This window comes from Streptomyces sp. NPDC005202 (genome assembly GCF_040608235.1).
Classification (GTDB): Bacteria; Actinomycetota; Actinomycetes; order Streptomycetales; family Streptomycetaceae; genus Streptomyces.
Genome location: NZ_JBEXHW010000002.1, coordinates 354,131 through 368,868, shown reverse-complemented (window position 1 = coordinate 368,868; position 14,738 = coordinate 354,131). Strand labels below are relative to the sequence as shown.

Sequence of the window (14,738 nt, the reverse complement as noted above, 5' to 3'; positions counted from 1 at the left end):
ACGGTGTCGGAGACCGCGCCGATGCCGTCCACGGCGAGCGTCCGCGAGGAGTCGCGCAGCGAGCGTGTCCACGTCCTCGGGCGCAGCGGCGCCGTACGAGACGAGGTCGCGCCGGCTTCTGGTCCGGCCTGCGCAGCCGGATCACGTACTGCTCGGGGATCCCTCGGCGGCCGGGAAGGGGATGCCCGAGTCCTCGGCGACCTCGGTCAGGCCCCAAGACGTCGGCGTGGAAGCCTAATTGTCTGTCGTAGTCGGGCACGGCGAGGCCGATGTGCCGTCCCGGGCACCGCCTCCCCGCGGGCGCGGACCTTGGTCGAGCCGTCGATCTTTGGCCCAGGGTGACGTGGGCGGCGTCAGAGCCGCGTCAAGGGCGTCAAGGGCGTCAAGGGCGCCGTAAGGGACCGGTGAACGGCGGTCTATTCCGGCCGGACAGGTGCTTTCCTTTACTCGTCTATTCGTCCGTTTCTTTTTCGCACCTCGGGGTCTTCGCGCTGGCGGCCCTGGTCGCCAAGGGGGTGACGAAGCTGTGACCGTCAACCTGCCGTTGAAGAAGGGACAGCAGACCCCGGAGCCCGACCTGAAATGGTTCCAGGGCCGCCCGGCGAACGGCCTCGGCAGCAACAGCGTCAACACCAGCGCTCGAGGCGGTAGCCGTGTCCCCTCAGTGTGGTGATGCGGGGCAGTCGGGTGGGGTGGTCGGACGCTTCGGCGGCTTCGGTGAGATGGCGGCGCAGGCCGGCCATGGTGACGTCGAGGGTCTTGGTGGGTCCGAACCAGTTCTCGTCCCAGACCTCGGCCATCAGGGTCTCGCGGGACAGTGCTTCGCCGGCGTGTCGGGTGAGGAGCGCGAGCAGTTCGAATTCCTTGGGGCGGAGTGGGACTTCCCGGTCGTGGAGGGTGCAGCGGCGGGCCGTGGTGTCGAGGACGAGGTCGCCGAGCCGGATCGGCTCCTGGGGGGCGAAGGCGACGGTGTGGCGGCGCAGGTGGGCGCGGAGGCGGGCGAGCAGGACGGTGAGGCTGAAGGGCTTGACGAGGTAGTCGTCGGCTCCCGCGTCCAGGCCGGCGATGACGTCGATGTCGTCGGTGCGCGCGGTGAGGATCATGATCAGCAGGTCGGGGTAGCGGGCGCGCAGGGTGCGGGCCACGTCGAGGCCGTCCAGATCGGGCAGGCCCAGATCCAGCAGCAGCACGTCGTACGGGGTGCGGGTGGCCTCGGCCAGGGCGCCGGCGCCGGTGCGGCTCCAGGTGGGCGCGTAGTCGTTGCTGCGCAGTCCGGTTTCCAGGTGGCGGCCGATGGTGTCGTCGTCCTCGACGACGAGCACGCGGAAGCGGCTGCGGTCCGGTGCGGTGGGCGTGCGCATGGTCGACAGCGTAGAGGTGGGCGGGGCGCTCGGCGCGGTGGGCGCGTATGGCGTGGTCACAGGTCGCGCAGCTCCTCGACGGCAGGCCGTCCGGCGGTCCGGATCCCGTTCAGGGCGGCGGCCAGTACGGCGGCGACGGCGGCACCCGCGGTGAGCGTGAGGTAGGCGCCGGGTACCGACAGGGCGGCGGGTGGGGGGTCGAAGACGCCCGTGAGCACCTTGACCAGCATTTCGGACAGGGCCCAGCCGATGAGCGCGCCTCCGGCCAGGCCACCGGCGGTCAGGACGAGGGCCTCGGTGAGGACCATGCCGCGCAGCTGACCGCTCCTGGCGCCCAGCACGGTGGCGATGGCGAAGGTGCGGCGGCGTTCGGCGAGCCCGAGGGCCAGGACGAGACCTCCGGCCCCGGCGGCCAGCAGCACCGCGAAGGCGAGTTCGATGCGGGTGAGGCCGGCCAGGTCGACGGAGGTCAGGCTGGTGCCGACGGCGCCGCGGGTCCGGGTGAGGTCGGTGACGGTGGCGCTGGTGCCGAGCTGCCGGTGCAGGTGTGCGGCGATCTGTTTCTGGTGGGTTCCGCCGGTGTCGAGGAGGAACGCGCCGACCGCGTCGCTGCCGGTCGCCTTGGCCACGTACGAGGCATTGGCGACGAAGAAGCTGTCCTTCGGCGCGGTCGGGAACTCCTTGACGATTCCGGCGTAGTGGAAGGGCACCGTGCGCAGGGCCTTGGTATGGGCGTCCTGGATGCGCAGGTTGACGGTGTCGCCTGGGTTGAGCTGGAAGTCGTGCACCGTCTCCACGCTGACCAGCAGGTTGTCGGGGCGCTGGGCGAGCCGCTGCATGAGGGCGTGAGCGCTGCCGCCGGCGAAGTACGCGTCCTGCAGGGAGGTGGCCTGCGCGATCGTGTCCGGGTGGACGCCGTAGAGGTCCTGCAGGTCGGAGCCGACGTATGCGAATCGGTGCTGCAGCGGCTCGACATGGCGTACGCCCGAGACCTTCAGCGCGTCGGCCGCGCCCGGCGGTGTGCGGGCGCCGGGAGGTTCGGTGACGGTGACGTCGGCGCCGTTGGTCAGCCGCGCGTCCACCTCGGCCTGTTGCCGGTAGGTGGCGTTGAACACCGCGGTGGACACGGCGAACGACACCGCGAGGGCCAGCAGCACCACCGAGCGGGCCAGCGGGCGTCGGCGCCGGGAGAGGATGGCGGCCGTGGTTCCGGAGAGGGTCCCCGTCAGCGGGCGGGCCAGGCGTGCCAGGGCGGGGCGGCCGTGCGTGAGGGCCAGCAGAGTCAGGCGCCACAGCAGCAGGGCAGCGCCGGCCCACAGGAGCGCGGGGCCGAGAAAGGCCCAGTAGGAGACCGAGAGGCTGGGTACGCCTTCCGGGGCGAGGACGAGGGCGTACTGGTTGCCGGACGAGGCGCGGAACACCAGCCACGAGCCGATCAGCAGCAGGACGTCCAGACCGGACCGCATCCACCAGGGCGAACCGCTGCCGCGTACGCCCGCATCCTTGCGCGTGTCGGCGACGGTCACCGTACGCAGGTCGCGCAGGGCGGGCACGAGGACGGCGCCCGCGGCGACGGCGGCGCCGAGGACGAAGGCCACCGCGTACCAGATGGTCCAGGTGCCCGCGCCCGCCCCGAAGGAGGTGGCGCCGAAGGCGAGGCGTCCGGTCAGCGCGGCGATCCCCAGCCCGGCGAGGCCGCCGGCGACTGCGATCAGGGCCGCCTCCAGGCCGGCCAGAGCGGTGATCTGGCGGGGGCGCAGGCCGCGCAGCCGCAGCAGCCCCTGCTCCTGGCGGCGCCGCTCGCCGCCGGCCGAGGCGACCGCGGCGGTCAGGGCGGCGGCCAGGACCGCGCCGGGCACACCGAGGAAGAGGAAGAGGATCTGTGCGTACAGGGCGTCCTGGCGGGCCGAGTCGAGGGCGGCGCCGACGTTGTTGCCGACGAGCGCGGCGCCCGAGGAGCGGGCCTCCAGGTTGCGGGCGGCGCCGGTGACGGAGGTGAAGGCGGCGGCCGGGTCTGTGGGGAGCGTCGCGTCGCGGGCGACGTGGATCTGGGTGGTGACGCCGGTGGCACCCCGGGTGAGTGAGGCGAATTGCGCGGCCGGCAGCAGGACGACGTTGTCCGGGGGCGCGGTCGGCTGGGACTGACTGGGCGCGCCGACTGTCTGGAACAGGGAGTCTGCCTGGGGCAGTTCGACGACGCCGTCCACCCGCATCTGGCGCAGGCCGGCGCCGGGGAGCTGGACGCCGATGGTGTCGCCGGGGGCCGCGTGCAGGTTCGAGGCGGTCTGCTGGGCCAGCAGGACGCCGGTGGAGGAGCCGGAGAGCGTACGGATCTCGTCGGGGAACTGCCTGCGGTAGCTGTCCGGGACACCGAGCGCCATGCCGGGGCCGGTGGTCTGTGTGCTGCCCTGGACCCGGGCGGTGAAGCCGGTGGTGTGCGCGTAGCCGACCGGCAGGGCGGCCCGGATGCCGGGTGTCTTGTGCAGCAGCGACAGGACGGCGTTCGGGTCGGCCCCGGGCTGTACCTGGACCTGCCAGTCCACGGCGACCGAGCGCAGGGCGCGCTGGGTCATGGTCGCCTTCGACGCGGTGAGGAAGGAGCCGAGCGCGGCGACGAGGGCGACCGCGAGGGCGATCCCGGCCAGGGCGGCCAGCAGCCGTCCGGTGCGGTGGCGGGCCAGGCCGCCCGCCCACGAGGTGATCATGGCACGTCCTCGGGTGTGAGAAGCCGCCCGTCGCGCATCGTGCGCCGGGTGGTGAGCCGCGCGGCGACGGCAGGGTCGTGGGTGGTGACGACGAGGGCTGCGCCCGTCCGGTCGGCCGCCGTCAGCAGCGCGTCCAGGACCCGGCCGCCGGTGGCGTGGTCGAGTCGGCCGGTGGGCTCGTCGGCGAGGATCAGTCGCGGCGCCTGGGCCAGGACGCGGGCCGCGGCCACGCGCTGGGCCTGGCCACCGGAGATCTCATCGGGCAGCCGGTCGGCCAAGCCGGTGGCGTCCACGCACGCGAGCGCCTCGCCGGCCGCGTCCCGCGCCTCGGCCTCCGGCCGGCCGGCGAGGACGAGGGGCAGGGCGGTGTTCTCGAGCACGTTCAGGGCGGGGATCAGGCTGTCGCCCTGGAACACCAGGCCGATGTCGTACGGCCCGGTCGCCGCGGGCCGGGTCACGGTGCCGCTGGTGGGCTGTTCGAGCCCGGCCAGCAGGTGCAGCAGCGAGGTCTTCCCCGATCCCGAGGGGCCGACGACCGCGAGCCGCTCCCCGGCTCGTACCTCCAGGTCAGCCCCGTGCACGGCCACCACCGCACGCGTGCCGCGGCCGAAGGTCAGCGCTGCGTCCCGGCAGGCGACCAGCACCTCATCCGGAGACATCCCGTGCCCCCCATTCCTCGTGTGCCAGGTCGCCGGGTGCGTCCTGCGCGGTTGTTTCGCGAGCCGTCCCGTCGTCCAGCGCGATCACCCGGTCCGCGATCCGCACGGCCTGCGCGCTGTGCGTCACGAGCAGCACCGCGCAGCCGTCCGCGGCCCGGTCCCGCAGCATCTGGAGGACCAACTGCTCGGTTCCGCCGTCGAGTTCGCCGGTCGGCTCGTCGGCCAGCAGCACGCCGGGCGAGTTCGCCAACGCGACGGCCAGCCCGGCCCGCGCCAGCTCGCCGCCGGACAGCTGCCGAGGCAGCGCGTGTCCCCGTTCGGCGAGTCCCACGCCACCCAGCAGCTGTGTCGCCGGGACGGCCGGCCTGCGTCCCGCGGCTCGCTGGGCCAGACGGATGTTGTCGCGCACACTCAGGTGCGGCAGCAGGTTGCGGGTCTGCAGCAGGATGCCGATGTGCCGGGCGCGCAGCCGGGCGCGTTCGGTCTCGGGCCGGTGGCTGATGCGGACGCCGTTGACGCGGACCTCGCCGCCCGAGGGCTCGTCGAGTCCGGCCAGGCAGGACAGCAGGGTCGACTTGCCCGCCCCGGACGGCCCGACGACCGCGACCGTCTCGCCCCGCCGCACCCGCAGCGAGACCCCGCGCAGTGCGAGCGTCTCCTCCTCGCCGGCCCGGTAGAAGCGGTACAGCTCGCGGGCGGTGAGCGCGTCGTCGGACACGGTGGCGGACTTCGCGGACATGGCACTCACCGCCATGCGAAGGAGTCGCTGACGATGCGCCACGGGTCGACGTTGTCGGCGTTGACCGGACCGGACAGCGTCAGGTCCACCTCGTGGCCCTGCCGGTAGAAGGCGTACCGCTCGAAGGCGTCCCGCACCACCTTGCCGGTGACCGGGTCCTTCGCAGAGTCGCCCTGGTAGGTCAGCAGGACGACGCGTCCGGCGCGCCGGGTCACCTCGGACACCTTGGGAGCGGCGAACTTGGCTACCTGGGAGCGGAGTTGAGGGACTACCGTGTGGGTGACCGAGCCGACCGTGGGGGCCCCGGAGGCGGAGGCCGCCGTGATCCGGACGGTGTTCAACTTGTCGGTGAACACCGTCGTGTTCCCCTGGTCGGTGCGGGCCCAGCCCTCGGGCACCTTCACCGTGAAACCCGTGAAGCCGCCGCCGGAAGGCCGGTAGCCGACGTACACCTGGTTGTCGGGGATGTCGCCGGGCGGATTCGACTCGGTGGGTGCCGCGTTGTTCTGTACGCTGCTGCCGCTCTGCGCGCCACCGGGTGCGGAGGACGCGGCAGGCGACGTCGAGCCCGAGCCGGAATGCGACCCGGAGCCGGAGCACCCCGCGGTCACTGCCGCGACGAGCACCAGCCCGACGACGGCGGACGTCCGTGCGTGTGCCATGGTCACTGCCCTCCCAGGGGAGTCCTCGGACCGGACGGTCATGGCAACGACACTAGGAAGCGGCCGGTTAACTCCTCCCACGTCGGCGGTTAGACGACGGCAAAAGAGTGTGGCGTATCCCGTACGACCGGGTGGAGTGCCCGCATGATGAGGGGCATGAGACAGCGCGTGGTGCGAGTCGCCCTCACCGCCGCCCTGGTCGCCGTCGTCCTCCTCGCCGTCCCCCTGGCTCTGGCCATCAGGTCGTCCCTCTACGCCGGCCAGCGCGACACCCTCGAACGGGCGGCCCTGTCCGGTGCCGTGCGGGTGAGCCCGGACTACGTGACCGGCGACCCGGTGGAGCTGCCCGCGCCGCCGGTCGGCGGGCGCCTCGGCCTGTACGACCAGCAGGCGCGGCTGCGGGCGGGCAGCGGTCCCCGGGCGGGCGACGCGGTGGTGCGCCGCGCCCTCGGAGCACAGGTGGTCCGGGCCCGGTCGGGTGGTGACCTGGTCGTCGCCGTGCCCGTCTCTCATGAAGAGCGGGTGATCGGCGTCGTTCGGGCTTCCACCCCCGCCGACGCCGTACGCTACCGCGTCGTCGCCGTGTGGGCGGTGCTGCTGGGCGTGGCCGCGCTCGCCCTGGCCGTCGCCGTCGTCGTCGCCCGCCGTCAGGCGCGGTCGCTGGCCGCACCGCTGGAGGACCTCTCGCGCCACTGCCGTGCCGTGACCGAGGGCGACCTGAGCGCGCGGGCCGCCCCCAGCAGCATCACCGAGATCGACCAGGTCGCCCGCACCTACAACGAGATGCTCCACAGCCTGTCCGAACTCCTCCGCCAGGAAAGGGACTTCACCGCCAACGCCTCCCATCAGCTGCGCACACCACTGACCGGGCTGCAACTCATTCTGGAGGCGGGACTCGACCAGGGCGACGACGCCCGGCTGCGGCCGGTCCTGGAGGAGGCGCTGGCCACCACCCGCCGCCTGCACCACACGGTGGAGGAGGTGCTGCGCCTGTCCCGCTCCCGGGAGCTGCTCCGTCCCACGACCCCGGATCTCCCCGTGCCACCGCTCCTGCGGGAGATCGAGGAGCGGTGGCACGGTCTCCTCGCCCGCGACGGCAGACGCCTGGAGTGCGACACGAGTGACGCACCGGACGACGCTCGGGTTCCCGGCGGGCCGGTTGCCGAGATCCTCGGCATCCTGCTGGACAACGCGCGGGTGCACGGGCGTGGCACCGTCCGCATCGCGGTGCGGGACCTGGCCGACGCCCTCGCTTTCGATGTGAGCGACGAGGGCGCGGTGCACGGCGAGCCGACGCGGCTGTTCGACCGGGGGCGCACCGGCGGCGGGGCGGGGACGGGCATCGGTCTTGCCCTCGCCCGCGACCTGGCCGCCTCTGTCGGGGGCAGACTCTCCCTCACCAGCGTCCGCCCGACCACCTTCACGCTGCTCGTACCGCTCCGTCAGGACGGGCAGGACGGGCAGGACGAGGGCGAGTAGGACGAGTAGGGCGGGTAGGACGAGTAGGGCGGGTAGGAGGACGGGGCCGGCCGGAGGCTGCGCCGTGAGCCGCCGCAGCGACGCGGTTGACGGCGGGTGATGCCGCGCGGCAGTCAGGATGCGTTCAGGTATCCGGTGGCATGGTCCGGCTTCATGACATACGAAACGTCCGATACCTCTGTGCCCACCGCGTCCGGCAGCCCCGCGGCGTCGCGCGGTCATCGTCTGCGCTGGAACAAGGTGCCCGAAGTCACCGTGTACTTCTGGGTGATCAAGGTGCTGTGCACGACGGTCGGCGAGACCGCGGCCGACCTGCTGAACGACAAGGCGGGCCTCGGCCTGACGGGTGTGTCGGTGCTGATGAGCGCGCTGCTCGCGGTGGTGCTGGTCGTGCAGTTCCGGACCACCGCCTACCGCGCGGGCGTGTACTGGCTCGCGGTTGCCCTGATCAGCGTGGTCGGCACGCTGATAAGTGACAACCTCACCGACAACATGGGCGTACCGCTGGAGACGAGCACCACGGTGTTCGCGATCGTGCTCGCGGTCGTGTTCGCCGTCTGGTACCGGCGGGAGCGCACGCTGTCCATCCACAGCATCGACACCCCGAGCCGCGAGTCCTTCTACTGGCTGGCGGTCCTGTTCACCTTCGCCCTCGGCACGGCGGCCGGCGACCTGGTGTCCGAGCGCATGGACCTCGGGTACTGGCTCTCCGCGGTGCTGTTCGCCCTGGCCATCGCGGCGGTGGCGATCGCGCACTTCGCGCTGGGTCTGGACGCCGTGTGGAGCTTCTGGATCGCCTACATCCTCACCCGCCCGCTCGGTGCCTCGGTGGGCGACTACCTTTCCCAGCCGACCGGCGACGGCGGCCTCGGCCTGGGCACCGTCGTGACCAGCGCGCTGTTCCTTGCGGTCATCCTCGGCCTGGTCGTGTACCTGTCCGTGACACGGAAGGACGTCATCGAGCCGGAGCGAGCCGCCCGGCAGGAGGCCTGAGCCTGCCGAGCTCCCTCCGGCAGGCGTTCAGGATGCGTTCAGGCTGCGGCTGCCAGTGTGGGATCCTCGGCCGCCGTCTGCGGTCGTCCTCTCGCACAGGGCGCTCGTCCCCTCGGGGCGAGCGCCCTGCCGCACGACCGGACAGGAGTGGTTGACGTTGGAGAAACCGGAGGTCCTCAACGACCTGGACGTCGCGAGCACGGCGGCGGCGACGTCTACGACCAAGTCGGTGATGACGAAGCTGCCCGAGGTCACCCTGGCCTTCTGGATCATGAAGATCGCCGCGACGACCCTGGGCGAGACGGCCGGAGACCTCTTCGCGCAGACCCTGAAGCTCGGCTACTTCCTCACCACGGTCGCCCTGTTCCTGATCTTCGTGGTGACTCTCGTCGTGCAGCTGCGCTCCCGCCGCTACAACCCGTTCTTCTACTGGACCGTGATCTTGTCGACCAGCATGGCCGGCACCACGACGTCCGACTTCATGAACCGTGACGCCAGCGCCAAGTACCTCTCGGGCGGCGCCACGTCACTCGGCTGGGGCCCCCAGGGCCTCGGCCTCGGCTACCCCATCGGCGCGGCGATCCTGATCTCGATCCTGCTGATCATCTTCGCGATCTGGAAGCTGAGCGGGATGACCTTCCAGATCCGCGACATCGTCACCTTCCGGGGCGAGGCCCTGTTCTGGTCGGCGATCCTCGTCTCCAACACGCTCGGCACCTCGATGGGCGACTTCCTCTCCGACAGCTCCGGCCTCGGCTACGCGGGCGGCGCCCTCCTGATCACCGGGGCACTCGCCGTCCTCGTCGCGCTGATGAAGGTGCCCGTCGTGCCGAACGTGCTTCTGTTCTGGATCGCCTTCGTCCTCACCCGTCCGCTCGGTGCCACCGCGGGCGACTTCCTCACCAAGCCGGTCGCCAAGGGCGGCCTCGACCTCGGCACGGCGGGCTCGTCGGCCGTCCTGCTGGCCGTCCTGTTCGGCCTGATGGCCTACGCCCAGGCTCGGGAGCGCGGGACCTCCGACCCGCGGAACGCCGAGCGGGAGCGGGCCGACCGGCAGGCCCGCTGACCGGGCCGGTCATCCCGTCGGCAGGGTGACCGTGAACCGGGCTCCGGGCGTGTGCTCCGGGTCGTAGGACACCTCGCCGCCGACGGCGCGGGCCAGGCGTCGCGCGAGCGGCAGACCAAGGCCCGCGCCGTCGTGTCCGTCGCCGCAGTCGGCGCGCCGGCCGGGCTGGAAGAGCTCGCCGACGAACGCCTCCGGCACGCCGGGACCGTCGTCGGTGACGTCGATGCGTACGGCGCCGGGCATGCGCCGTGCGGACACGGTCACGCTGGAGCGGGCGTACCGGACGGCGTTGGCGAGCAGCGGGCTGACGATGCGTTCGAGGAGGGCGGGCGCGACTCCCGCCTCCAGGTCCGGATCCGCATCCGCGTTCTCCACCGTGGTCTTCACCCGAGCCGGTGTCCCGAGCTGCTGGGTCAGGCGGCGCAGGACGGGTACGACGTCGGCCGTACCGGGGGCTGTCGACGGATTCAGCGCGTTCTCGCGGGCGTCGTTCAGCAGTGTGTCGCAGATGGTGCGCATGGACTGGGCGGCCTCGGCGATCGCTTCATGGGTGGCGCGGGTCTCGGCGGCCGAGCGCGGGCGGGCCCGCCACCAGTCGAGTTCCATGATGATCCGGGTGAGCGGGGTGCGCAGCTCGTGGGACAGCTCACCGGTCAGCTGCCGCTCGTGGCGCAGCACGGCGCGTATCCGATCCAGCAGGGCGTCCAGCGATGCGCCCAGGCGGTCCAGTTCGGCCGGTCGCTCCACTGCGCCGAAGCGTTCGTCGGAGGCCACGGCACTCCACTGGGTGGCCTGGTCGGTCATCGTCCGCACGGGACGCAGCGCTCGGCCGACGGCCAGCCGCGTCAGCGCGTAGGTGCACACCAGCATCACGGTGTCCAGGACCAGGGACCCCAGCAGCAGGGCGTCGGCCGAACTCCGGTACGGGGCGAGGTCGAGGGCGGTGACGACGGTGGCGGCACCCTGGTGGCCGGGCACGGGCTGGGAGCACAGGCGGACGGATCGGGGACCGTCGGCGTGGACGGTCGCGCAGGTGTGCCTGCCGTGTGCGGCAAGCCGGTCGGCAGCCTTGGCCAGGGGACTGTCGGCCGTGGTGGACGGCGGCTGTTCGAGCGGCCGCGGGCCGGCGTAGATCCACACATTCGAGTCGAAGAGCCGGTCGTTGGCGGTCTCCAGGACGCGCACCCGTGGGCCGCTGGTGTCGATGGTCGTGGCGACCGCGGCCGCCCGGGTCCGCAGTTCGTCGTCCGCCTGACGCTGCAGATGCCGGTCCACGACGGCGTTGAACACCACGGTCAGGACGGTCATCAGCAGCGCGGCGGTGGTCAGGGCCACGAGCGAGAGCCGGCCGCGCAGGGTGCGGGGCGCCAGGCGGCGCAGGACAGCGTTCATGACAGGCGGTGTCCGATCCCGCGCGCGGTACCGATCGTCGCCCCGCTGCCCGCCTCGCGGAGCTTGCGGCGCAGCCGCGTCAGGTACTGGTCCAGGGTGTTGTCACTGACCTGCGCACCTTCGGGCCAGCCCGCCCTGACCAGATCGCGACGGCGCACGATGCCCCCGCCCGCTGCCACGAGCGTGGCCAGCAGCCGGAACTCCGTCGGGGACAGGGGGACGTGGGTACCGTGGCAGGTCACGCCGTGCCGGACCGCGTCCAGGACCAGGTCCCCCGCCGTGGCCGCAGGCGGTGGCGCCGCCCGCTTGAGCGCCGCCCGCAGCCGGGCGGCGAGCTCGGCCAGGTGGAACGGTTTGGGCAGGTAGTCGTCGCCCCCGGCGGAGAACCCGGCCAGCCGGTCGGTGAGCTGATGCCGGGCGGTCAGGAAGATGACCGGGGCGAGGAACCCGTTCGCCCGCATCGCCTGGCACACGTCCCGTCCGTCCGCGTCGGGCAGCCCGACATCGAGGACGGCCGCGGCGACGTCGCTTCCGGCCAGCCGTAGGGCGGTGGCGCCGTCGGCGGCGGGGACGGGTTCGAAGTCCTCGTCGTACAGGCCGCGGCGCAGCACGTCACGCAGGGCGTGGTCGTCTTCCACGACCAGGATCTTGTGGCGCATGGTCCTCCGTCGGCTCTTCGGCCGTGTGGGTCGTGCCTGTGGTGAACGCCGGCCGGGTCGGCGACTTCCCGCGGTTTCACGAGGGCAGCAGCAGGCGCAGCGGCGTGGGCGTGATCCACCGGACCAGCACCCCCGGCCGGCGCCGCGGCGTGAGCATCGAGAGCGGCGCGTCGAGGCCGCCGACGGCCACTCCGGCCACGACGTCATGCGGGTAGTGCACGCCGACCCACGAAACCCGGCACGCCGAAGGCAGCCGGCAGCGACTGGGCATCCAGCACATTGACGGCGAGCTGCGACGCGAGGTGCAGCGGTGTGGTCATCGGCGCGCGCCTTTCCTTGCGGGTGGTCCGGTACCCGGCCGGCCCCGAATGTCTACAGTCGAGTAGACGGTCTAAACGGTCTACTCGACTGTAGACGATCGCGGGGCCGAGGCCGTCGGCCTCACCCTTCGGGCCGTCGCCCCGTTCCGCAGCCCGAACCGGGCCGGGTGCTGGTGAGCGACCTGTACATGTCGCTCGACCACGTGCATGCATCATCCCGATGGCGCGGTGAGTCGCAGCCGCCGATGCAATGCCTGGCCATGCGATCGGCGAAGCGATGCCCGCCGATGCCATCGGTGAAGTGATCTCCTCTGCGGATCCGCCCCTGCAGGAAGGCGACCTGGTGGTGCACCGGCTGGGCCGGCGGGAGCACGCCGGGGCCCCCGTGTTCCGCGGCGTGGCCAGGGAAGCAGGAAGAGCTCAGCCCGGTCGCTGTGCCCTGAACGGACAGCAGGCTGGGATCAGCGGCGGCCTGCTATGCCTCCGGGACGTGGCGTGGCGGGCCGTCGCCGGCACCATTGGCGGTGTACGGCGCCGCAGGATGCCTCTCCGAGACCGCCATGCGCATGCCGTGGTCACGCAGCGGGCCGATGCGCAGGCCGTGTTCCTCGCAGGTGTCCAGGAGGCGGGGCAACGCGCCGAGGGTGTTGCGCCAGGAGCCGGGGGCGGAAGTGCAGTCGGAGTCGTGGAGCAGGATCGTGCCGCCGCCCTCCAGGTCGGCGGTGACGGTGCGGTGGACCGTGTCGGGGGTGGCCGAGGCCCGCCAGTCCTCGCCCCAGCAGGTCCACAGCACGGGGGTGAGGCCGAGGCGGCGGGCGGTCAGGTGGGCGGCGGTGGTCATCACTCCGTAGGGCGGGCGGAAGAGGCGGGGTCGCGTCCCGATGATGTCGGCGACGGTGTCGCGGGCCCGGGCGAGGTCGTCGTGGGTGGCGCGGGGGCCGCGCAGCAGCAGGGGCCGGTGCGCCCAGCCGTGGACGGCGATCTCGTGTCCGGCGGCACTCATCTCCTGGACCAGGCTCGGGGCGCGGTGGGCGGCGGATCCGAGGAGGAAGAAGGTGGCGCGGATGCCGCGCTCGTCCAGGAGGCGGAGGAAGAACGGGGTGGACAGCGGGTCGGGGCCGTCGTCGAAGGTCAGGGCGACGTGATCGGTCCGGCCACGTCCGGCGAGTCGGGGCATGAGGCGGTTGCGCAGTGGCCCGAAGGTGGAGACGACCGGGGCGGCGTACGCGACGGCGAGGGCGGGCAGGGCGACGCAGGCGAGGCCGCGGGCCAGACGGGTGGTGGCGGTCATCAGTGGTGTCCCTCCACCGCGAAGCCGGGCTCGTGATGGTGGTCCAGACCGTGGTCGATGGCCCGCAGAACGCTGCCGCCGCTGTGGGTGGTGGCGATGCCGGCGCCCACGGCAGCGGCCCACAGGGCAGTGGCCAGGGCGCCGGTGGCGGCGAGTCTGCGCGGGGCCTGGCGCCCTCGTCGGCCGGGCGGGCGCACCGGCGCCGGAGCGGTTCCCGCGCCGCATGCGCGGAGGATGGCCGCCACGGGCCCGGTGTCGGCACGGGTGGCGAACAGGGCCAGCCCTGCGGCCCGTTGCCGCCTGCCGAGCGGACCGTCAAGCAGATCGGTGAGGACCGGTTTGAGGTCGGCCGGGTCGCGTATCCAGGTGGCGAGGCCGGCGTCGTGCAGGGCGGCGGCGTTGGTCTGGCCGTGGCCGGGTATGCAGCCGTAGCTGGCCACCGGCAGACCGGTGGCGAAGGCTTCGAGCGAGGTGAGGCCGCCGGCGTTCTGGACGAGGACGTCGGCGGCGTGCATCAGGCCGGGCATGTCCTCCACCCAGCCGTACGCGTGCTCGATGCCGGCGGCGCGCAGCCGCCCGGCGAGGACCTCGTTGCGGCCGCAGACCACTACCGGCACCGCGGCGCCGCTTTCGCGGATCTCGGCGGCCGCCTGCTGGACCGGGCCGACGCCCCAGGATCCGGCGACCAGCAGCGCCAGGGGTGCAGTGGGCGGCAGCCCGAAACGGACGCGGGCCAATTCTCGTTCCCGCTCGGTGGCGGGCGAGAAGCGCGGGTCCACGACAGGACCGGACGCCACGACCCGGGCGGCGCCCCGGGCGCGGGCCTGCGCGGCGGGTATCGCGTGGGCGGCGAGGTGGAGGTCGATGCCATCCGCGACCCACAGGGGGTGCACGGAGAAGTCGGTGAGGTAGGTGATCGCCGGGACGGTGAGGCGACCGCTGCGCCGGAGTGCTCCGAGGACCTGGCTGGCGCCGGGGTAGGTGGAGACCACCGCCCGGGTGTCCGGCGGCAGCGCCTGAAGAGTCCGCTTCTCGGCGCTGCGCAAGAGCGCCCGAACTCCGGGACCGCTGCCTCCCGCGCGCTCGGTGGCGGCGTAGATCCGCTGGTAGCACCCCGGTACGTGGGTCAGCATCCGGTGGTAGCCGTCGCTGATCAGCCTGCCGAGGCGGGCGGGGAGCAGGTCGAGGAAGTCCAGCCGGTCGACCGTGCAGCCGTACGCGCTCAGGCGGCGTGCGAGTTCGGCGGCGGCGCCGTCGTGGCCGGCGCCGACGCTTGCGGAGATGATCACGATCCGCCCTGCCGGGCTCGATCGCCGGTAGCCCGGTAGGGCGGTACCGGCCGCCACGGGGCCGGTCGGACCGCCGGCGTACGACGACAGGTCTACCCGCGTGCTGGGAGACGGTAGATCCAC

The 14,738-nt window shown here is 72.8% G+C and carries 13 protein-coding genes and 2 pseudogenes; 4 read left to right on the top strand and 11 right to left on the bottom strand.

Annotated features, from left to right (window positions below):
- Nucleotides 1-42: 42 nt before the first annotated feature.
- Nucleotides 43-337, bottom strand: a pseudogene (locus ABZV31_RS05465) (hypothetical protein); the annotation flags it as partial.
- Nucleotides 338-529: 192 nt separating this feature from the next.
- On the opposite strand from ABZV31_RS05465, the pseudogene ABZV31_RS05460 reads away from it, so the two are divergent.
- Nucleotides 530-634: pseudogene (locus ABZV31_RS05460) on the top strand (potassium-transporting ATPase subunit C); the annotation flags it as partial.
- Here ABZV31_RS05460 and ABZV31_RS05455 read toward each other — a convergent pair.
- From ABZV31_RS05455 to ABZV31_RS05435, 5 genes are read right to left on the bottom strand one after another with little or no spacing between them, the layout of a single operon-like run.
- Nucleotides 627-1,361, bottom strand: a complete 735-nt coding sequence (locus tag ABZV31_RS05455; protein WP_355888431.1) for a response regulator transcription factor — start codon at nt 1,359-1,361, stop codon at nt 627-629. The pseudogene ABZV31_RS05460 and the gene ABZV31_RS05455 overlap by 8 nt on opposite strands.
- A 56-nt stretch (nt 1,362-1,417) precedes the next feature.
- On the bottom strand, nt 1,418-4,066 hold the full coding sequence (locus ABZV31_RS05450) for an FtsX-like permease family protein (protein WP_355888428.1): 2,649 nt from the start codon (nt 4,064-4,066) through the stop codon (nt 1,418-1,420).
- A complete protein-coding gene (locus tag ABZV31_RS05445) occupies nt 4,063-4,725 on the bottom strand; it encodes an ATP-binding cassette domain-containing protein (protein ID WP_355888425.1) in 663 nt (220 codons plus the stop codon). Before ABZV31_RS05445 ends, ABZV31_RS05450 begins: the two co-directional genes overlap by 4 nt.
- The gene (locus tag ABZV31_RS05440; protein ID WP_355888423.1) at nt 4,712-5,464 is read right to left on the bottom strand and encodes an ABC transporter ATP-binding protein; all 753 of its coding nucleotides are present in this window, start codon (nt 5,462-5,464) and stop codon (nt 4,712-4,714) included. The genes ABZV31_RS05445 and ABZV31_RS05440 overlap by 14 nt, the downstream gene beginning before the upstream one ends.
- Before the next feature lie 5 nt (nt 5,465-5,469).
- Complete coding sequence (locus ABZV31_RS05435) at nt 5,470-6,126, bottom strand: hypothetical protein (RefSeq protein ID WP_355888420.1); 657 nt, start codon at nt 6,124-6,126, stop codon at nt 5,470-5,472.
- 156 nt (nt 6,127-6,282) lie between these two features.
- On the opposite strand from ABZV31_RS05435, the gene ABZV31_RS05430 reads away from it, so the two are divergent.
- The 3 genes from ABZV31_RS05430 to ABZV31_RS05420 all read left to right on the top strand — a co-directional run bounded on the left by ABZV31_RS05430 (nt 6,283) and on the right by ABZV31_RS05420 (nt 9,664).
- Entirely contained in the window at nt 6,283-7,605 is a 1,323-nt protein-coding gene (locus ABZV31_RS05430; RefSeq protein ID WP_355888417.1) for a HAMP domain-containing sensor histidine kinase, read from the top strand.
- A gap of 153 nt (nt 7,606-7,758) precedes the next feature.
- Nucleotides 7,759-8,598 carry a hypothetical protein gene (locus tag ABZV31_RS05425; RefSeq protein ID WP_355888414.1) on the top strand — a complete coding sequence of 280 codons (840 nt, stop codon included), beginning with the start codon at nt 7,759-7,761 and terminating at the stop codon, nt 8,596-8,598.
- 151 nt (nt 8,599-8,749) lie between these two features.
- A complete protein-coding gene (locus ABZV31_RS05420; protein ID WP_355888412.1) occupies nt 8,750-9,664 on the top strand; it encodes a hypothetical protein in 915 nt (304 codons plus the stop codon).
- A 9-nt stretch (nt 9,665-9,673) separates the two neighbouring features.
- Here the strand turns inward: ABZV31_RS05420 and ABZV31_RS05415 are convergent, their stop codons facing one another.
- The 5 genes from ABZV31_RS05415 to ABZV31_RS05395 all read right to left on the bottom strand — a co-directional run bounded on the left by ABZV31_RS05415 (nt 9,674) and on the right by ABZV31_RS05395 (nt 14,615).
- Entirely contained in the window at nt 9,674-11,056 is a 1,383-nt protein-coding gene (locus tag ABZV31_RS05415; protein WP_355888409.1) for a HAMP domain-containing sensor histidine kinase, read from the bottom strand.
- A complete protein-coding gene (locus tag ABZV31_RS05410) occupies nt 11,053-11,715 on the bottom strand; it encodes a response regulator transcription factor (protein WP_355888406.1) in 663 nt (220 codons plus the stop codon). Before ABZV31_RS05410 ends, ABZV31_RS05415 begins: the two co-directional genes overlap by 4 nt.
- A gap of 76 nt (nt 11,716-11,791) precedes the next feature.
- Entirely contained in the window at nt 11,792-11,935 is a 144-nt protein-coding gene (locus tag ABZV31_RS05405; RefSeq protein ID WP_355888403.1) for a hypothetical protein, read from the bottom strand.
- 575 nt (nt 11,936-12,510) lie between these two features.
- A complete protein-coding gene (locus tag ABZV31_RS05400; protein ID WP_355888401.1) occupies nt 12,511-13,326 on the bottom strand; it encodes a polysaccharide deacetylase family protein in 816 nt (271 codons plus the stop codon).
- On the bottom strand, nt 13,326-14,615 hold the full coding sequence (locus ABZV31_RS05395) for a UDP-N-acetylglucosamine--N-acetylglucosamine transferase (RefSeq protein WP_355888398.1): 1,290 nt from the start codon (nt 14,613-14,615) through the stop codon (nt 13,326-13,328). The genes ABZV31_RS05400 and ABZV31_RS05395 overlap by 1 nt, the downstream gene beginning before the upstream one ends.
- Nucleotides 14,616-14,738: the final 123 nt, after the last annotated feature.